At 35.3% G+C, this 19,016-nt stretch carries 17 protein-coding genes; 12 read left to right on the top strand and 5 right to left on the bottom strand.

Features of this window, described 5'->3' with window-relative positions; genetic code table 11:
• Positions 1 to 99 precede the first annotated feature (99 nt).
• A complete protein-coding gene (locus EZ428_RS23945) occupies positions 100 to 255 on the top strand; it encodes a hypothetical protein (protein ID WP_165501719.1) in 156 nt (51 codons plus the stop codon).
• A gap of 4 nt (positions 256 to 259) precedes the next feature.
• On the opposite strand, the gene EZ428_RS06195 is transcribed toward EZ428_RS23945, so the two are convergent.
• Positions 260 to 1,399, bottom strand: a complete 1,140-nt coding sequence (locus EZ428_RS06195; RefSeq protein WP_131552219.1) for a putative sensor domain DACNV-containing protein — start codon at positions 1,397 to 1,399, stop codon at positions 260 to 262.
• Between the two features lie 459 nt (positions 1,400 to 1,858).
• Between EZ428_RS06195 and EZ428_RS06190 the strand changes: the two genes are divergently transcribed.
• Complete coding sequence (locus EZ428_RS06190; RefSeq protein WP_131552218.1) at positions 1,859 to 2,575, top strand: pirin family protein; 717 nt, start codon at positions 1,859 to 1,861, stop codon at positions 2,573 to 2,575.
• A 67-nt stretch (positions 2,576 to 2,642) separates the two neighbouring features.
• Entirely contained in the window at positions 2,643 to 2,942 is a 300-nt protein-coding gene (locus EZ428_RS06185; RefSeq protein ID WP_131552217.1) for a hypothetical protein, read from the top strand.
• Between the two features lie 10 nt (positions 2,943 to 2,952).
• Here EZ428_RS06185 and EZ428_RS06180 read toward each other — a convergent pair whose 3' ends face one another.
• Positions 2,953 to 3,342 (bottom strand): response regulator, encoded by a 390-nt coding sequence (locus tag EZ428_RS06180; RefSeq protein WP_131552216.1) that lies wholly within the window; start codon positions 3,340 to 3,342, stop codon positions 2,953 to 2,955.
• Between the two features lie 314 nt (positions 3,343 to 3,656).
• Between EZ428_RS06180 and EZ428_RS06175 the strand changes: the two genes are divergently transcribed.
• On the top strand, positions 3,657 to 4,136 hold the full coding sequence (locus EZ428_RS06175; RefSeq protein WP_165501718.1) for a hypothetical protein: 480 nt from the start codon (positions 3,657 to 3,659) through the stop codon (positions 4,134 to 4,136).
• 94 nt (positions 4,137 to 4,230) lie between these two features.
• Here EZ428_RS06175 and EZ428_RS06170 read toward each other — a convergent pair whose 3' ends face one another.
• A complete protein-coding gene (locus tag EZ428_RS06170; protein WP_131552214.1) occupies positions 4,231 to 6,042 on the bottom strand; it encodes a M61 family metallopeptidase in 1,812 nt (603 codons plus the stop codon).
• 145 nt (positions 6,043 to 6,187) lie between these two features.
• On the opposite strand from EZ428_RS06170, the gene EZ428_RS06165 reads away from it, so the two are divergent.
• From EZ428_RS06165 to EZ428_RS06130, 8 genes are all read left to right on the top strand, one after another.
• A complete protein-coding gene (locus tag EZ428_RS06165) occupies positions 6,188 to 7,291 on the top strand; it encodes an efflux RND transporter periplasmic adaptor subunit (protein ID WP_131552213.1) in 1,104 nt (367 codons plus the stop codon).
• Complete coding sequence (locus tag EZ428_RS06160; protein WP_131552212.1) at positions 7,288 to 10,407, top strand: efflux RND transporter permease subunit; 3,120 nt, start codon at positions 7,288 to 7,290, stop codon at positions 10,405 to 10,407. Before EZ428_RS06165 ends, EZ428_RS06160 begins: the two co-directional genes overlap by 4 nt.
• Before the next feature lies 1 nt (position 10,408).
• Positions 10,409 to 11,725: a TolC family protein gene (locus EZ428_RS06155; protein ID WP_131552211.1), complete on the top strand. Its 1,317-nt coding sequence runs from the start codon at positions 10,409 to 10,411 to the stop codon at positions 11,723 to 11,725.
• A gap of 17 nt (positions 11,726 to 11,742) precedes the next feature.
• A complete protein-coding gene (locus EZ428_RS06150) occupies positions 11,743 to 12,597 on the top strand; it encodes an N-acetylglucosamine kinase (RefSeq protein ID WP_131552210.1) in 855 nt (284 codons plus the stop codon).
• A 244-nt stretch (positions 12,598 to 12,841) separates the two neighbouring features.
• On the top strand, positions 12,842 to 14,503 hold the full coding sequence (locus EZ428_RS06145; RefSeq protein ID WP_131552209.1) for an immunoglobulin domain-containing protein: 1,662 nt from the start codon (positions 12,842 to 12,844) through the stop codon (positions 14,501 to 14,503).
• A gap of 35 nt (positions 14,504 to 14,538) precedes the next feature.
• The gene (locus EZ428_RS06140) at positions 14,539 to 15,264 is read left to right on the top strand and encodes a hypothetical protein (protein WP_131552208.1); all 726 of its coding nucleotides are present in this window, start codon (positions 14,539 to 14,541) and stop codon (positions 15,262 to 15,264) included.
• Between the two features lie 27 nt (positions 15,265 to 15,291).
• Positions 15,292 to 16,230, top strand: coding sequence for a T9SS type B sorting domain-containing protein (locus tag EZ428_RS06135; RefSeq protein WP_131552207.1), 939 nt, complete (start codon positions 15,292 to 15,294; stop codon positions 16,228 to 16,230).
• A gap of 11 nt (positions 16,231 to 16,241) precedes the next feature.
• Positions 16,242 to 17,213, top strand: a complete 972-nt coding sequence (locus EZ428_RS06130) for a PorP/SprF family type IX secretion system membrane protein (protein WP_165501717.1) — start codon at positions 16,242 to 16,244, stop codon at positions 17,211 to 17,213.
• On the opposite strand, the gene EZ428_RS06125 is transcribed toward EZ428_RS06130, so the two are convergent.
• Both EZ428_RS06125 and EZ428_RS06120 read right to left on the bottom strand, forming a co-directional pair.
• Positions 17,214 to 17,414: a hypothetical protein gene (locus EZ428_RS06125; RefSeq protein ID WP_131552205.1), complete on the bottom strand. Its 201-nt coding sequence runs from the start codon at positions 17,412 to 17,414 to the stop codon at positions 17,214 to 17,216. It lies immediately after the preceding gene.
• 3 nt (positions 17,415 to 17,417) lie between these two features.
• Positions 17,418 to 18,935 carry a glycoside hydrolase family 10 protein gene (locus tag EZ428_RS06120; RefSeq protein ID WP_131552204.1) on the bottom strand — a complete coding sequence of 506 codons (1,518 nt, stop codon included), beginning with the start codon at positions 18,933 to 18,935 and terminating at the stop codon, positions 17,418 to 17,420.
• Positions 18,936 to 19,016: the final 81 nt, after the last annotated feature.

Raw genomic sequence — 19,016 nt, 5'->3', positions numbered from 1 at the left:
TTCTAACTAAAAACCATAAAGCAAGAATATTTTAACAACTTATAAATCATTGGCTTAAGTTTTGATGTAGAAAAATTATCTACCCTAAAACATCTACCTATGATTATTAAATTACCTATTCACTTTACTTATGCAAGGCATAAAGAGGCAAGAGTTACTAAGGCTTTAACGCTTAAAGAAAGAATTAAAGCAGATAGAATAGTAATGACTATCATGATGCTAATTATGATAACCTTAGCTGTTGCCTTTGTCTAAAATCTTACAAAAGAAGCGTATCTATTCTATGCGCTTGCACCATATTCAAAGCAGGCGACCAACTAAAAATGGTAAAATGTCCATCTTGAGAAGCCACTAATGCTTGTGCATTTCTTTGGTCGAATATAAATTGTGCCGCAGATAAATGTCTTGTCCCTCCTATTTTTGCTGGGTGAACAACAATGGCATCACCACCGCTAATAGGCTCAGAGTAAGATAATTCTTGAATATGCCCACTGCTATTTGCCCTTCCAGTTTTTGCACCAAAAGCTAAAAGCTCATATTCATCAGTTATTAAAGTTGCACCATCAATAGCCGTTAATCCAGCTAAGTGGTCTACTTCCCTTTTTAACGCACTTTGCCAAAAAATCTCACTTGAATTTGTGTCTTTTTTCACTAAATCTGCCAATCCTCTAAAGCTAGGTTCTAAAGCATAACTAATGGGATGAATGATAGATTGTTTCCAATCTTCTGTACCATGAGGAACAACCAAAACTGCTCCGCCACGTCCGTGTGCTCTCATTGAAACTGCCAACTGGATTAAAATATTTGCAGAATCATTCCAATAAGAATGTGCCGTTAAATCTAAAAGCGAAAGTAACATTGATGGGCAATCTGCATTAGAAGCACTTTTCTCTTCAACAATTTTTATCTGGTCGCCTTTTAAAACAGCAACGTTAGTATATTTCCCGAAACCATAAATTCTACGGTGTTTAATTACCAATAAACCAGGTTCAGATACATCTACTACAAAACAATAGTTAGGAATATTTAAGGTTGTACCCCATATGTGTAAATTATAACCATCATGCCAAACGCCAATATGTATGCCACCACGTTCCACTCCGGGTGCCATTTTTGTTAAAACATTAGGATTAAGTGGTAAGGTATGAGTAAAAATCAACGGTTTTCCAGCTTGTTCTGGTGGCAAAAAAGCAATGGATATTTTGGGAGAATGACCTTCTTCTTTCCTCAAGCTTGCCCAAAAAGCCGAATCTAAAATTGCCTCAATTACTCTTGCAGGAGGTTGTGGAGCCAAATCCAGTTCGCCCTTTGCATTAGCCTCTGCCAAATGTTTTGCGAAGTGCACTTCGATTCGTGGCGCTACTAGTTTTGCAGCCTGATAAGTTGCTCGGTTTACCATTCTACTAAGTTAAGTGTTTTGGCTATTCAAAAAAGTTGGATTAAAGTAAAATGTATAAGAAATTGTTTGATTGCTAAATTGTTGACGTTAATATATCTTGAAAAGCAAGGCTATTGTTTCATCGGTAACTTCAGTCCCGTTTTCCGCTTTTACTTCGTGTTCGCTTCAATCGGGTTTATTAAACTTGTATTTGTGAAACTATGAACAGTTTCATGGCACAGTCCTTTAATTTTAAACCCGATTGACAGTGATAGTATTTGAAGCTAAAATCGAAAAGACTAAAGCAAAAAGCGGGACTAATCCCATCCAAAAAAAACCACTTCTCCTCACATTTTCAAGCTAAAATCTTTCGGGTTATCGACTTCCAAACTTTTCTGGCTTCTCATACACTTCTTATCCTACATCAATGAATTGGATTTTGACCGACCTTATCTTTGTATCAATAAATAACAAATAGTTATGGCACAAACAGTATTGCACAAAGCCAACACTCGAGGAGTGGCAAATCATGGCTGGTTAAAAAGTTATCAAAGTTTCAGCTTTGCTGGATATTACAACCCAGAGCGAATTAACTTTGGTGCATTGAGAGTTTTAAATGATGATATCGTTACAGGTGGAATGGGTTTCGGAGAGCATCCACATGATAATATGGAAATTATATCTATCCCGTTAGAAGGAGAGCTACAACATAAAGACAGTATGGGAAACACGGCTACCATTAAAGCCGGAGAAATACAGGTTATGAGTGCTGGAACGGGCATTTATCATTCTGAATACAATTCTGATCCTAAAAATCCAGCTAAGTTTTTGCAGATTTGGTTGTTTCCAAACAAAAGGAACGTAACACCAAGATACGACCAAATTTTATTGAATGACACAGATAAAAGAAATAAGTTTATACAGGTTTTATCTCCAAATGCTAATGATGCAGGTGTATGGATTTATCAAGATGCTTGGTTTAATTTAGCAAGTTTTGATATAGCAACCGCTAAAACATACATCTTAAATAAAAAAGGAAATGGTGTTTATGTTTTTGTATTAAAAGGACAAATTGAAGTTGATGGACAAACTTTAGATACAAGAGATGGTTTCGGAATTTGGGATACAGATAACTTTGAAATAAAGGCGATTGCTGATGCAGAATTTTTATTGATGGAAGTACCAATGGAATTTTAAGCTTCATAAGTCTGCTTTGGCGGAAACTTTTTCCCAAAAGGGATGGATAATTACTTAATATATAAATATGCAAATAATAGAAATTCTTATTGTTGGAACTAATAAACCTATAATGGAAACCATTGCTAGGCTAATTGATAAAGATGGGGTGTGGAAAGCAACAATAAGTCTTTCTTTTGATGATGCTTGCGAGGTATGTTTAAGAAAGGATTTTAAGCTAGCACTAATTGGCGCTGGACTTACAGATGAACAAGAATCACAATTAAAAGCATATTTTAATAAACTAAAGCCTAGCTTACCGATTGTTAAACATTATGGTGGCGGAAGTGGTTTATTATTTGCAGAAATCCATCAGGCATTATCTTGATAGATTTTTTTTATGCCAGCAAAAGCATATGTATGAAATCTCTAAACTTAACGGTGTTTAAGGGTTTAGCTAAAAAATAATCAATACCAATATCTCTCTTTAAATCTTCTTCTGGAATTGAAGTAGTAGAAATAACAATTATAGGTGTGTCTTTCGAAATTTCTTTCATCCTTCTTGAAGCTTCAAAACCATCCATAATTGGCATATATAGATCCATAATCACCAGGCTGAAAGATGTTTTTTTAAATTTTTCAATCGCCTCAAAACCATCTACAGCGACAACCAATTCAAAGTGATAATCTTTTAACAAATGTTGAATCAACCTTACACTCATGGGTTCATCTTCAACTATTAGAATTTTTTTCTTTTTGGTAAGATAATCTTTAAAATTTAGTTTCACTATGGCGTATTGTTATGTACTTATTGTAAATATAAATAATGAATTCCTATTTACAATAGATCTTTAAGCTGTGAACAAAAAAATAAATGTTACAACATGCAAATATTACTCAGCGTAAAAAAAAATACCTCATTTCAGAGATCAAGGCGAAGATTTTTCCTAATAATAGTTGTTTTCAACTACAACTAGTAACTCTTGATTTTTTGTTATTAAACAATAAGTTTTTCTTTATTGCCAAAGTAAAATCTATAAATTAACTATAACGGCACAAAAGTTGTTATCATGTTCATAACAAAAAACAAGTACATATGATTATGAAAAAACTACTTTTTACTCTTGTTGCAATTGCAACATTAACCACCCTTAGTATTACAAATGCTAAAGCTCAAGATTACAAAAATGCTATTGGTGGTCGCTTTGGTAGCTACAATGGTGTTACATTTAAAACTGGCTTAAGCAAAGGTGCCATGTTAGAACTCATTGGTAACTTTAGAAGTAACAAAAATTTTAGTTGGGTACAGTTAACAGGTTTATACGAAGTATATAAACCAATTGGTGGTGCACCTGGCTTAAAATGGTACTATGGTGCTGGTGCAAGTGTTGGTTCTGTAAAAAATAAATTTATTGATGAAAGTGACGTTTACTTAGGGGTAAATGGCGTTTTAGGTTTAGATTATAAATTTAATGGTGCTCCAATTAACTTATCTTTAGACTGGATTCCGACTTTAAGATTAACTCCTGATACTGATTTTTACAGTGGTGATATCGGTTTAGGCGTTCGTTTTACATTCTAGGATATGAAATCTTATTAGTTCAACTTAAAGAGCATAAAAAAGTCCCAGTAAGATTTACTGGGACTTTTTTTTATAAACCGAGAAATAAAATCATCTATATTCCCATCCACTTTTTGCGAACTACTAATTGCTGCGGTGTTGCACTTTCATTTAAAGCTGCTTTAAACCTAACAATTTCATTCGTTGTTAAAATAACATTCAAATCCTTTTTAAGGCCGTCTCTAATGATGCTTACTTTTACAACATCACCAACTTTTTTATTGGTTATCACTGCCATTCTTTCAATACTTGCTTCTGCAGGAACATCATCAATAGAAACAATTTCATCGTTTACGTTAACGCCACCATTCCAAGCACCAGAACTACGACTAACTGAACCGATAATTACCTTACCGCCACTTACTCCTGCCATTCTACCTGTTGATGCACCAAAAAATGGGACACTTTTACCCTCGTTTTCATTAACAACATCAATACCTGCATAAGCGAAATATTTAGCGTATTCTACTGGTACTGTTCCTGTTACATATTTATCCCAGAAGCTTGTAAAGCTAATACCACTAATCTTTTCTACCATTGCTTTAAATTCTGCATCAGTATAGCCACGTTTTAAAGTTTTGCATTGTAAATACATGGCTTTCATGACATCATCTAAGCTTTTTGCGCCTTTCGTAGCGTTGATGATTTCCAAATCCATCAAATTACCAATCACCTGACCTTTTGTGTAATAAGAAATAAAAGTATTATTTCCATTTTCTGAAGGACGATAAGCTGGATTAATCCAAGCATTAAAACTAGATTCGGCAGCAGAATTGATTTTGGAACCCGGTGTATTCATCACTGTTCCAATTGTACCTAAATTACTATTTACAAAGCCTTCCGGATTAGTAAAACCTGCTCTTAACATCACCTTGATTGGGTAATAAGAAGTAAAACCTTCTGCAATCCAAAGATTGGTTGTATAGTTTTCATTATCATAATCAAATGGGCCTAAAGCTATTGGACGTAATCTTTTCACATTCCATAAATGGAAATATTCGTGGGCAACTAAACCCAAAAATCCTTGATAACCTCTTTCGCTACTATAAGCGTTTCTACTTGCGCCTAAAACAGTAGAATTTAAATGTTCTAAACCACCTCCACCTTGTGCATAATTATGTACAATAAATGTATAATGCTTGTTTGGATTTTCGCCGAAAATTGCGGTTTCTTGTTCTACAATTTTAGCCATATCAACTTTTAGACGTTCTTTATCATAGTTACCACCACCATACATTGCAACTTCATGCCTAACTCCCGCCGCATTAAATTCGAATATATCTTGTGTACCTACCTCCATAGGGCTATCGAATAAAATATCAAAATCTGAAGCGGTGTATGTAAATTTCTGACCAGCAATTGGCTCTAAACCTGTACTTACTTTATCCCAACCTGTAAATGGAACAATCTTTACTGTACTTGGTGTCTTAATCATCCCAGCAGGGTACATAAAAATACTTGCAGGAGAAAGAAAAGCATGTGAAGCATCTATAAATGCCGTACGTACTGAAATTTCGAAAGCATAAACACGGTAATTAATTTTTACTGCATTTGTTTTAGCGTTAAAAACTCTCCAAGTATTTTTGTTTACTTTTTCTACTTTAACGGCTTTACCATTTGATGTTGCGCCAAAGCTTTCTACACTTTTAGCAAACTCACGAACAAGGTATGAGCCTGGTGTCCAAACAGGCATCTTTACATCGACATGTGTTTTTGTTGCTATGCCAGAGATATTCATTTCTACCTCTGCGTAATGTGCTTGTGGTTCTTTAAAGCTTACTTCGAAACCTATTTTAACTTGAGATTTAGCTGCCATGGTAATTGATAGTAATACTACTATTCCTAAAATTGATTTTTTTATATTCATAGTTGAAATATTTGACTACAAAAATATAATTTATTTATTTTTTTGATCGGTATTTAAAAATTAAGGTGTAACATATTAAGTACATCAAATGATAACAGAAACAATTAAATAATTTTGTGCGTTACCCTAATCAACACACACATATATGAAAGTTAGATATATCATTTACACACTCTTACTGTTAGGACTTGCCTATCTAGTTTATTATAGAATTTCTGACAACAAAAAAATTGCTGGAGAAGGTGGACCAAAAGGAGGCGCTGCTGGAAAAGAAGGTAAAGGTGGTGGAAAAGGTGGCCCTGCCATATCTGTGGAAGGTATAATTGTAAAAACTGTTTCTTTTGACAATAGATTAGAAGTTTCTGGAAGTATTGAGGCCAATGAATCGGTTGTATTGAGAAGCGAGGTTGCAGGCTTGGTTACTGGAATTTACTTTAAAGAAGGAAGTAATGTAAGCAAGGGTAGTGTTTTGGTAAAAGTAAATGATAGAGATATTCAGGCTCAATTGCGGGAGGCTTTAACGAAACAAAATTTATCTGCTACTAATGAAAATAGAGCTAAACAACTTTTGCAAAAAGGTGCTATAAGTCAAGAAGAATATGACACGGCATTAGCCGATTTACAAACATTAAAGGCACAAGCACAATTAATTAGAGCTCAACTAGCTAAAACATCTATTATTGCTCCATTTAGGGGTAAAATTGGATTAAGATCTATTTCTGTTGGTGAGTATTTAACACCTTCTACAACAATAGCCAATCTATCTAGCATTAATCCTGTAAAAATTAGTTTCTCTGTTCCGGAAAAATATGTTGGCCAAATCTCTTTAAATTCAAGCATTACATTTACTACAGACGCATCTGGAAAAACTTACACTGGAAAGGTTTTCGCAATCGAACCAGGCATTAATCAACAAACCAGAACATTGCAAATAAAGGCATTGGCTCAAAATCCTAATGGAGAACTTTTGCCAGGTGCATTTGCTAAAATTAAACTGTCTCTAAAAACCCTCGATAATGCAATACTTATCCCTACAGAAGCCGTAATTCCGGTACTAAAGGGCAAGATTGTTTATATCAGTAAAGATGGAAAAGCAAAACAAGTTAATGTAGAAGCAGGTACAAGAACAGCTGAAAGCATAGTGATCACTTCTGGCTTAAGTGTTGGCGATACAGTTTTAACAACTGGAGCCATGTCATTAAAACCTGATGCACCCGTTAAAGTTAAATTGGTAAAAACTAAACAATGAGCATTTCAACCACCAGTATTAAACGACCGGTTCTTGCCATTGTAATGAACCTCGTCATTATCCTTTTTGGGGTAATTGGCTATAATTTTCTGGGTATTAGAGAATATCCATCTATTGATCCAACAGTTGTTTCAGTTCGTACTTCCTACCCAGGTGCGAACTCTGATATTATTGAGTCCCAAATTACAGAACCCTTAGAAAAATCTATCAACTCCATTGATGGGATTAGAAATATTTCATCGTCGAGTAATCAGGGTTCTAGCAACATTACCATTGAGTTTAACTTAGGTAAAAACATTGATGAAGCAGCGAATGATGTACGTGATAAAGTTTCTCAAGCTGCTCGTAACTTACCAAAAGACATTGATGGCTTGCCAACGGTAACCAAAGCAGACGCCAACTCTGACGCAATTATTTCGATGACAGTACAGAGTGATAAGCGTGGCGTTACTGATTTGAGTGATTTTGCAGAAAACGTTATTGCTGATAGAATTCAGACCATTCCAGGAGTAAGTAGTGTGCAAATTCAAGGGCAAAGAAAATACGCTATGCGTGTTCGCATAGACCCAAATAAACTATCATCTTATGGTTTGACATCACAAGATATTGTTACTGCTTTAAACAATGAAAATGTTGAGCTACCTTCTGGAAAATTAACAGGAGCAACTACTGAATTAACCGTTAAAACTTTAGGAAAATTAACTACAGCTGAACAATTCAATAACCTGATTATTAAAAATGATAGTCTAAATGTGGTTAAACTGCAAGATGTAGCACAAATAGATCTGGGTTCAGAAAACGAAGAAACTGTTCTACGCGAATCAGGCATACCAATGGTTGCAGTGGGAATTATCCCTCAGCCAGGCGCTAATTATTTAGAAATAAGTAATGAGTTTTATAAGCGTTTTGATGATTTAAAAGCTGATATGCCCGCAGATATCAAATTGAAAGTTTCTCTAGACACTACCTTATTTATAAAAAGATCTGTAACGGAGGTGGCTGAAACAATTTTGATCTCATTAGTGCTCGTAATTCTAATTATTTACCTGTTTTTTAGGGATTGGGCAATTGCATTTAGGCCATTGATTGATATACCTGTTTCTTTAATAGCTACCTTTTTTATCATGTACATTTTTGGATTTTCCATTAACGTATTAACACTATTAGCTATTGTTTTGGCAACAGGTTTAGTGGTAGATGATGGCATCGTGGTAACGGAGAATATCTTTAAAAAAGTTGAGGAAGGCTACTCTCCTATTGAAGCAGCAATTAAAGGCTCTAATGAAATATTTTTTGCAGTAATTTCTATCTCCATTACCCTTGCAGCAGTATTCTTACCAGTAATTTTCTTGCAAGGATTTGTCGGGCGGCTCTTTCGAGAGTTTGGTGTAGTCATAGGTGCAGCGGTACTAATTTCGGCATTTGTTTCATTGACTTTAACCCCGATGTTAAATGCTTATTTAATGAAAAAGGGTGGTCACAAGCCATCTAAGTTTTACAACTTCACTGAGCCTTATTTCGTTAAGTTAAACGATTCTTATAAACGTAACCTTGAGAAGTTTTTAAGTAGACGATGGTTAGCCGCTCCAATCATTATTATATGTGTTGGTTTAATTGCATTGTTTTGGAATTTATTACAAAAAGAAACAGCACCTTATGATGACAGGAGTGCAATTAACATGAATTTAAGCACACCCGAAGGTTCTTCTTTTGCTTATACAGATAAATTCATGAACAAAGTTGCTCAAATGGTAACCGATTCAGTTCCTGAGAAAAAAGTGCTGATAACCATTACTTCTCCAGGTTTTGGTGGTGCTGGAGCAACAAATTCTGGCTTTGTGCGCATGGGTTTGACTGACCCAGAAGATAGAGAAAAGTCTCAAAAAGAAATTGCCGATAGGTTAACTAAAATAACCAGAAAATACACTGAAGGTAAAGTTACAGTAACACAACAACCTACCATTTCTGTTGGACGAAGAGGTGGTTTGCCAATTAGCTACATTTTACAAGCACAAAACTTTGAGAAGTTGAGAGAAAAGGTGCCATTGTTTATGGATGAAGTTGCTAAAGACCCCACCTTTTCTACTTCTGACGTTAACTTAAAATTTAATAAGCCAGAAATTAGCTTAACCATTGATAGAGAGAAAGCAAATAATCTAGGTGTTTCCATTGTAGATATAGCTCAAACTCTGCAATTAGGTTTAAGTGGTCAACGTTTTTCTTATTTCTTTATGAATGGCAAACAATATCAAGTTATTGGACAATTTGATGTTAGCGATAGAAAAGATCCATTAGATTTAAGTTCCGTTTATGTAAGGAATAATAAAGGACAATTGATACAACTAGACAATCTGGTAACTGCAAAAGAAGAAAGCAGTCCACCACAATTATATAGGAATAACCGTTTCATTTCTGCAACTGTTTCTGCTGGTTTAGCCCCTGGGAAAAGTATTGGAGATGGAATTGAAGCGATGGATAAAATTAAAGCTAAAGTATTAGATGAAAGTTTTTCTACAGATTTAAGTGGCGAATCGAGGGATTTTCAAGAAAGTTCATCAAACACTTTATTCGCCTTCGGCTTAGCTTTATTATTAGTTTATTTAATACTATCTGCGCAGTTTGAAAGTTTCAAAGATCCAATCATTATTATTCTAACTGTACCTATGGCTGTTGCTGGAGCATTTTTATCACTTTGGTTATGTGGTCAAAGTTGGAATATTTTTAGTCAGATTGGTACAATTATGTTAATTGGTTTGGTAACTAAAAATGGTATTTTAATTGTTGAGTTTGCTAATCAATTAAAAGAAAAAGGCGCAACAGTCCAAGATGCAATTAGAGAAGCTGCTGTTTCGAGATTAAGGCCAATTTTAATGACAAGTATGGCCATTGCCATTGGCGCTTTACCAATTGCAATGGCACTAGGAGCCGCAGCAAAAAGCAGAATGAGTATGGGAACTGTTATTATTGGAGGAACAATGTTCTCTTTAATTTTAACCTTGTTTGTAATTCCTGCAATTTACTCGGCATGGTCTAAAGAGCATAAAGAAAATAAAGATTTAACAGCATCATTAGCAGCTGCAGAGGCTGAGGAAAAGGCATCAAAAAATAATGACTAGAATGAAATTAAAGTATATTATATTTTTTATCGTCCTATGGCTAGCAAATGCTAACCAATATATTTTTGCACAAGAAAAATTAAGCTTACAAGACGCGATTAGCATTGCCTTAAAGAACAACTATGATATTAAGCTGATAAATAATGATATTGCAATAGCAAAAAACAACGTTAATTTAGGTAATGCAGGAATATTACCTGTTGCTGTGGGAACATTTAACACTGGTGGCAGCAGGCAGAACACTGTGCAAACACAATCTACAGGAACACAAAGAATTGTAGATGGGGCAAGAAGCACAAATATGTCTTATGGCGTAGGCTTAGATTGGACAATATTTGATGGTTTTACCATGTTTGCTAATTATGATAGATTAAAAGCATTAGAGCAACAAGGACAAATAGTTGCGAAAGGACAAATTTTAACTACCATTTCTGATGTAATCACTGCATATTTTAATGTGGTAAAGCAGCAACAATTGGTTTTAGCTTCTGATAGTGCTATTGATGTTTCAACTTATAGATTAAAAATTGCAAACAATAAGCTAGAAATTGGTCGTGGTTCTAAATTAGATGTAGTAGCAGCTAAAGTTGATTATAATACAGATACCTCGAATTATTTACAACAAAAAAACTTGCTAAATAATTATTTGGTTACGCTTAATCAACTAATGGCCAGAGATGCGACCATTAAATTTATGGCAGATAATCAAATGGTTATCGACAATAATTTAAACTATACTGAACTTGCTACTCAAACAGAAAGTCTTAATCCTGATTTGCAAAATGCGTTCCTTAGCAAAAAGATTGCAGAGTTAAATTTAAAACAGATTAAAGGAAGTCGTTATCCTAGAGTTAGCGTAAACACAAGTTATGATTTTAATCGTAATGCCAATCCAACAGGGTTCAGTACACAATCAAGATCGAATGGTTATACTTATGGCCTAACGGCAAGTGTTCCAATTTTTAATGGCTTTTTGCAAAGACAAAATGAGCGAAATGCTAAAATTCAAATCAATTCATCTGAATTAACATTAGAAAAAACCAGACAAGATATTATAGCACAGCTAACTTCTGCTTATCAAAATTATAGTACTTATCTTGAGTTGATAAAGCTAGAACGAGGCAATGTGAATCTTGCAAAAGAAAATTTAGATATCACATTAGAGAAATATCGCTTAGGTAGCATTGCCCCTTTAGAGTTAAGAGAAGCGCAAAGAAATGCATTAGACGCAAATAATAGGTATCTTGAAATACAATATCAAGCGAAATTGGCAGAAATTGCACTAAAAGAACTAAGTGGAACCTTAAATATTCAATAATTTGCTATTTTTAGTGTATGATTTTAGTTGCGGATAGCGGATCTTCGAAAACAGACTGGATGGCGTACAGTCCTAACAAGACACTTACCTTTAGTACACAAGGGATTAATCCTTATTTTGTAAATGCCTTCGATGTTGTTAAAATTCTATCTAAAAATAGAGATTTATCCGCTTATGCAACAGCAATCAAAGAAGTTTATTTTTTTGGTTCAGGCTGTTCTTCTCCAGATAAGCATGAAATCATCTCAAATGGTCTTTCTACTTTTTTCACCAATGCATTTATAAGTGTAGATCATGATTTAATCGGATCTGCCTATGCAACTTGCGGAGATAAAAAAGGACTTACATGTATTTTAGGAACAGGGTCTAACATTGCTTATTATGATGGAACTGAAGTTCATAGAAGCAACCATGGATTAGGGTATGTTTTAGGAGACGAAGGTTCAGGAACTTATTTTGGCAGGAAAGTATTGGTTAGTTACTTACACAATAAGATGCCAGAAGAATTAAGACTAGAGTTTGCAAAGAATTTTGAGGTTGACAGAGATAATATTATAACCAACATCTATCAAAAGCCTTTCCCTAACTCTTACCTTGCTACTTTCAGCAGGTTCATGATCGCCCACAAAGACCATCCCTTTATTCAGCAAATACTTAAGGATGGTTTTCAAGAATTTATTGATACCAACGTTAAAGACTATAAAAGCTACAAAACATTAGAATGCAATTTCGTTGGCTCTATTTCATATTACTACCAAGATGCCCTTAAAGCAGTTTTTGCCGAAAACGGTATTAAGGTTGGCAAAATTTTGCAAAAACCTATAGAAGGAATTTTCGATTATATCCTTAAAAGAGAGGGAATTACAGCTTAATCATTGCTTTTATCGCAGAAAAAAATTTGTTCATCATTTCAATACCCTGACCCTCTATTATTCAATAAAAATCATTCTTGTTCATTTTCTGAACAAACTTTGTTCATTTTTGCTAATCGTAGTGTTACGTTACAAAACACTGTATAAAATGAACGAGTTAATATGTTGATAAATAATTTAAGTTTATAACGAAATCCTCATTTAGATATATCTAAGTCGGTTTTTAAACTAAATTATCCCCAACGTGCTCTCTCTTAAAAAACCATATCCCTCATTATTATGGCTGCTATCCGTAGCAATTTTATTTTTCTCATGGAGAGAGGTGAAGGGGCAAAACTGTACGCCAACTGAACGTGTATATGCTAATAGTCAAACCAGTAGTGCTGATGTTTCAGTACTTTTTGTTACACTGGCCGAAGTTAATAACAAACCCAACTCAGTAGATGGCTCCTTAAGTACCCATTCTACACTTGCAACCTATGTAGGTTTGTTAGGGTTAGGAACTGCTTGGCAAAACTTAAAATTTCCTGCTTCAGAATTACCTGCTGGTGATAACGGTAGTACTCCTATTTCAGTTAAGATTGCCACAGGCTCTACCATACTTAATGTTTTAAACAACGTTACAATTCAAGCAACACTTAGTGGGTCGCCAGTAGGGGTCTCTTATTCAGGAGCCTCGCTTCTTAGCTTACTAAGCGGACAAGGAGAAAACATTATCACTTTTACACCTGGAGCAAAATATGATGGCGTTAGGGTAATCATTAACCCAATTGTAGACGTAGGAACATCTGTAGATCTTTATTATGCCTATTTTAATAAACCGAGCGGAACAATAGCTTGTGCTTCTCCTATAGAAGTATTAAGTGGTTCCACAGGGACAATTGCTAGTTCATTAACCGCAGTTGACAACCCTAATAGAGCAATAGATGGCAATTTAAGTCTTTATGCAAAGATAAACTCTACTGTAAGTGCCCTTAATGAAACTTATTTAACAGCTGTATATCCTGCTCATTCTGTTGTTGGGGATTCAATTAGAATTATCATTGAGTCTGATAATTTGGCCTTACTAAACGCAACAATTTTAGCAAGTGATTTTCATGTTAGAGGCTTTAGTGGGAATACTCAAGTGATGGACGTTGCAGGGAATTCTCCTTTTTTGAACCTAAATCTTCTAAATGGTTCGACGACAAAGTACACAATAACTATACCTATAACCAATGCATTTGATAAAGTTCAAATAGCTACAGCCGGAGGACTAGCTTCGTTGTTAAATGGGCTTAGAATATATGAGATACAGAGAATTATTGCTAAACCAAAAATTTCAAGTACAGATTTAGTTTCAAACCTTATCACTTTGTGCTCTGGAAACACAACAAATTTAACAGTTGGTACAGCCCAAGATTGCACAACTTATAATTGGTACAATACAGCAATTGGCGGCCCAATTTTACATACTGGTGTTAGCTATACCCCCGATGTTAGTCTATTAACGCCAGGCGACCATATTTTTTACGTAGAGTCAGTTCGAAACAATTGCACAGAGACATCTGGAAGAATACCTGTTAATATAAAAATCAATTCATTACCTAGCATCAATTTAGGTTCTGATCCCTCAATTTGTGTTGAGACGCTGACAGCACTATTGCCCTTTACCGCAACAACAGAAACGCCAACATCTTACAGTATAACTTGGGCTGGTGGTAGTCCGTTAACAAACATTGTTGATGCGGCGTTTCCTGCAAGCAGCCCAATAAGTATTCCTATCCACATATCTACTCCAGCGGCTACCTATGCTGGAACAATAACCGTAAAAAATGCAAATGGATGTATAAGCAACCCTGTCAATTTTAATGTAATTATTAACCCAAAAATAACATCACCAAACGTAACCATTACTTCAAATTAAATTAATTCACTCATAAACAATAAATAACAAGCGACATGAAAACAACAATCAAAACCCTAAAAAAAATGATGCTAGTGGCATTATTTACATTAATCTCAAGCTCAGCATTTGCGGCAACTTATTACGTATGCGCTGGTGCAACTTTAAATTTCACACCACAAACAATTGCAAACATCTCCTATACTTGGGATGTGGAAGGAGGAGGATTTAATTCTATAACACCCGTTGCCGGAGTTTATAGCATAACGGCTTCATCTACTCCTGGCACATACACTGTTACTATGCGTTCTACATCAAGTAACCCTGCTATTTGTGCGCCTGCAGATGTAGTGAACGATTTTATAGTACTGCCACCATTAGCATTTAATTTAGCGTCAGCGCCAAGCAATGCACAATATTGTACTTCGGCAGGCGCCAACGCAAATTCAGTAATTACACCAACATTTACTGGATTTCCAACTGGCACACCTTATACCGATGATTTAGAAGCCGAATATAGTTACAGTGTTGTAAAAGATGGTGGATCAGCAGTTAATGGAACCACCGTAGGCACTATAAATACTACTACTGGAGCTTACACATTAACCACTACTGCAATAGGCACTTATGTAATTACTGGCAGTGTTAAGTATAAACAAAAAGCTGGCTTTACCAATGCACTAATTAGCACTTCTGGTTGCCCTGTTACTGGTGTTACAACTCAAACAGTTGAAGTAATTGCAGCACCAGCTCAGCCAACAATTGTAATTACTGCTAACTAAATTAGGTAATTCGAGTCATTCCATCAGATGCTTAACAAGACCATAGGTTTCCTATTAAGTATGCTGTTGCTCTTTGCAATGGTAAGTTTTGCGCAATCTCCTGTTCCACAAACAGTAAATATTGCCAGCGGGAAAACTGTGACTTTAAAAGCCAACTCAACTGGTGGAATAAAATATCAATGGTTAAAGGATGCCATCCCTATCACTGGAGAAATAGCCCAAAGTTATACCACTGGGAATGCTGGAACTTATACAGTAATTTCTTACAACATAGCAGGTTGTATTTCTGATGTATCAGACCCCGTAATAATTACTGTAGATGACCCACTTAAAACCGCAGATCTAATGATTACAAAAACATCTGAAGCTAGAGCCATCTCTGTTAATGAAGTTTTTGAATATAACCTGAGGGTAAAGAATAATGGTCCGAGTGATGCAACAGGAATAAAAGTAACCGATGCCTTACCAAAGGAACTTACCTTTTCTCAATTGATAAACCCTTCCATTGGTGTAGCGAGTTATAGTGAAAGTACACGAACCATTATATGGGATATACCAAAGGTGATAACCGGAGAAACCGCAGATTTAAAAATCAAGGTTATGGCAAGCAAACCCGGATTAGTTAAAAATATTGCAATGGCTTATGCCTTAGAAAACGACCCCAAGGTTGCAAACAATACCTCTATTGACTTTAAGCCAATTATTGGAGTGCTCATACCCAATGTATTTACGCCTAATAATGATGGGAAGAATGATTTCTTCAAAATTACTGGGCTTGAATATTATACTTCAAATGAGCTAACCATTATTAATAGGTGGCAAAGTACGGTTTATGAAAAAAAGGGATACCAAAATGATTGGACAGCAAATGGGCTTAGCGATGGTACTTATTTCTATGTATTGAGGGTTAAAACAGCGAATTCGGCTTGGCAAGAGTTAACAGGTTATATTACTGTAGTACGATAAAATAAATGGATATGAAAAAGATTATTTTAACGGGATTATTTTATTTGATGTTATCTCCCTTATTTGGGCAGCAAGAAACGCAGTATGGACAATATATTTATAATGGGCTTTATGTAAATCCAGCATATGCGGGATATAAAGAGGCTGTTTTTGCTCAGGCTATTTACAGAGCACAATGGACAGGTTTAAAGGGTGCGCCACAAAGTTTATCCATAGCTTTTGATGCCCCAATTACAGATAAAGACATTGCGGTTGGAGCCATCATCACAAAAGACAAAATCGGTGCACAAAGCACATTGAACGCTTATGCTAATTTAGCCTATCGCTTGAGGTTAAATCATAATGTATTCAATGTGCTGGCATTCGGAATTGGAGTTGGAGTAATGCAAACTGGTTTAAATGGGAGTTTATTGACACCAGACGAAGTTGGTGATGCCAAAATCCCAGTAGGTTTTGAAAGTAGAACAATGCCAAGTTTAAGAGTTGGTGCCCAACTATCCACAGAAACCTTTTTTATGGGCTTTTCGGCTAATAATCTTTTCGCTAAAAGATTAACTACCGACAATGATTTTTTTGCCAATTTAAATACACAAGAACATTTTTATTTTACAGCTGCAATGTTATTTCCTGTGCAGAGAGATATCAGCTTTAAACCATCATTTTTACTTAAGGATGATTTGCATGGGCCAACCTCGTTAGACATTAATTCTTTTCTAATTTTTAAGGATAGGTTTTCAATTGGAGCAGTTTATAGAACATCACTGAATCTTTTTCCTAGACCAGCAATACAAAACAATTTATTGAAGAAAAGTGCTGTAGGGATAATGACAGATTTTCTGATTAAGGAACGTTTTAGAATTGGTTATGGATTTGATTATAGCCTAAATAAGCTAGGTAATTATGGTTTTGGATCTCACGAAATCTCTGTAGGTTATTACTTTAACCTAGCTCCAGTTCGAAATAAGCTCTTTTTTTGTTTCTAACTAGTCTTTGCCCTCATCAGCTTCAAAAGCTACAAAACTCCATTTTCCTTTAGCATCTTTTTCATAGCTTACTTTATAATTTGAACTTGGCGGAATGGTAAAGTGGAAGCTAAATGATTTTTCATCTGCGTTTTTTGGAATAAAATGATCCTTTATCGCATTAGCCGTAGCTTCTATTAATTCTTTTGAGTGTTGTTTCATCAGTTAATTTGCACCTCCAATTTGATGTTCAATAAATTCACTCTCATTACCAGTTCTATCTATTGCAGTTACAGCAAATGAACTCAAAAGTGTTCTGCTGCCTTTTGTGCCGTTTTCAATAGAAGCCATTAAATCTAAACTTTCATCCTTTCTGTTCATGATTTTATAGCTCCATTTGTTTCCATATTTAAAATAAACTACCCATTTAAACACATCACTCTTTTCTGTGTGATTCCATCTAACTTCCCATAATTTATCTTTTGGAGCTACTGTAATTATCGGTTTTGCTGGTCCTTTACGATCTAACCATTCGCTAGCTGGCACTAAAGCCTGATTTTTATACGGACCACTTTTTAAGCCACTACGCAAAAGCGGATGTTTAACTAATGCCGCAATACTCCAATGTACTGCTCCAGGGCTTTGAGGCAACATACCTCTGGTTACCATGATTTGGTTTATGATTTCATCGACGTTTTTATCATCGCCACCTAAACCTACATTCATACCTGGCCATAAATGTCTATTTTTTGTGTTTTCGCTTTGCCACCAACCCAACAAAACAGGAAAACTATGCGGAATATCATTCACTTTCCAATACAACTGCGGAGTAAAATAATCTATCCATCCTTTGTTTAGCCACAATTTTGCATCAGCATAAAGTTTCTCGTATTGATCATAACCTTCAACAGATGCTGGATAACCAGGTCTCCAAATCCCAAACGGACTTAACCCAAATTTAACGTGTTTTTTCTCTGCTTTAATCTCTTTATAAATGCGTTCGATGAAGGTATTTATACTTTCTCTTCTCCAATCAGACCTAGTTAATTTACCCCCACTTTGTTGGTAAGCTACCCAACTTAAATTATCCGGAAAATCTGCACCTCCATTATACGAATCATATGGATAAAAATAATCGTCAAAATGAACACCGTCTATATCGTAACGTTTAACAATATCTCTCACCACTGCAGCCGACTGATCTTGCACACCTTTTAAGGATGGATCCATCCAATACTGCCCATCTTTTAACTTCACTACCAGTTCTGGTTTTGATTTTACAACTGAAGTTGCACTTTCTCCACCGCCAGAAAGATGATGAGCTCTGTAAGGATTTAACCAAACATGTAATTCCAAACCTCTATCATGTGCTGCTTCAACCCAAAATTCCAAAGGATCATAATATGGATTTGGAGCCTTTCCTTGTTCTCCAGTTAAAAAGTAAGACCAAGGCTCTAAATCGCTTTTATATAAGGCATCTGCCTGAGGTCTAATTTGTAATATGGCTGCATTAAAGTTTAAACTTTGCAATAAATCCAACAACACAATAGCTTCCTTTTGTTGTTCTGCTGTACTTAAGCCAGGTTTACTTGGCCAATTAATGTTAGCTACAGAAGCAATCCAAGCAGCCCTAAATTCTCGCATCGCCTTTGGCGGTTGTTCTACAGGTTTTTGTGCCTTAACCAATTGCAAGCTATTTAAACTTAAAAAAACAATGAGTAGCTGAAATATCCTTTTTACCATTTGGTGATTAATTTGATATTATAAAAATGCAAAAAAAGCCCCGATAAAACACCGAGGCTTCTCTAAATATTATTTCCTAAG

It is taken from the genome of Pedobacter frigiditerrae (assembly GCF_004331645.1).
Classification (GTDB): domain Bacteria; phylum Bacteroidota; class Bacteroidia; order Sphingobacteriales; family Sphingobacteriaceae; genus Pedobacter; species Pedobacter frigiditerrae.
The sequence above is the reverse complement of the archived record's forward strand: the minus strand, read 5'-3'. Positions and strand labels throughout refer to the sequence as shown.

What these genes read in the sequence shown, in the direction of transcription:
- EZ428_RS23945 (WP_165501719.1), top strand. Translation starts at nt 100, where the DNA reads ATGATTATTAAATTACCTATTCACTTTACTTATGCAAGGCATAAAGAG.
- EZ428_RS06195 (WP_131552219.1), bottom strand. Translation starts at nt 1,399, where the DNA reads ATGGTAAACCGAGCAACTTATCAGGCTGCAAAACTAGTAGCGCCACGA.
- EZ428_RS06190 (WP_131552218.1), top strand. Translation starts at nt 1,859, where the DNA reads ATGGCACAAACAGTATTGCACAAAGCCAACACTCGAGGAGTGGCAAAT.
- EZ428_RS06185 (WP_131552217.1), top strand. Translation starts at nt 2,643, where the DNA reads ATGCAAATAATAGAAATTCTTATTGTTGGAACTAATAAACCTATAATG.
- EZ428_RS06175 (WP_165501718.1), top strand. Translation starts at nt 3,657, where the DNA reads ATGAAAAAACTACTTTTTACTCTTGTTGCAATTGCAACATTAACCACC.
- EZ428_RS06170 (WP_131552214.1), bottom strand. Translation starts at nt 6,042, where the DNA reads ATGAATATAAAAAAATCAATTTTAGGAATAGTAGTATTACTATCAATT.
- EZ428_RS06165 (WP_131552213.1), top strand. Translation starts at nt 6,188, where the DNA reads ATGAAAGTTAGATATATCATTTACACACTCTTACTGTTAGGACTTGCC.
- EZ428_RS06160 (WP_131552212.1), top strand. Translation starts at nt 7,288, where the DNA reads ATGAGCATTTCAACCACCAGTATTAAACGACCGGTTCTTGCCATTGTA.
- EZ428_RS06155 (WP_131552211.1), top strand. Translation starts at nt 10,409, where the DNA reads ATGAAATTAAAGTATATTATATTTTTTATCGTCCTATGGCTAGCAAAT.
- EZ428_RS06150 (WP_131552210.1), top strand. Translation starts at nt 11,743, where the DNA reads ATGATTTTAGTTGCGGATAGCGGATCTTCGAAAACAGACTGGATGGCG.
- EZ428_RS06140 (WP_131552208.1), top strand. Translation starts at nt 14,539, where the DNA reads ATGAAAACAACAATCAAAACCCTAAAAAAAATGATGCTAGTGGCATTA.
- EZ428_RS06135 (WP_131552207.1), top strand. Translation starts at nt 15,292, where the DNA reads ATGCTTAACAAGACCATAGGTTTCCTATTAAGTATGCTGTTGCTCTTT.
- EZ428_RS06130 (WP_165501717.1), top strand. Translation starts at nt 16,242, where the DNA reads ATGAAAAAGATTATTTTAACGGGATTATTTTATTTGATGTTATCTCCC.
- EZ428_RS06125 (WP_131552205.1), bottom strand. Translation starts at nt 17,414, where the DNA reads ATGAAACAACACTCAAAAGAATTAATAGAAGCTACGGCTAATGCGATA.
- EZ428_RS06120 (WP_131552204.1), bottom strand. Translation starts at nt 18,935, where the DNA reads ATGGTAAAAAGGATATTTCAGCTACTCATTGTTTTTTTAAGTTTAAAT.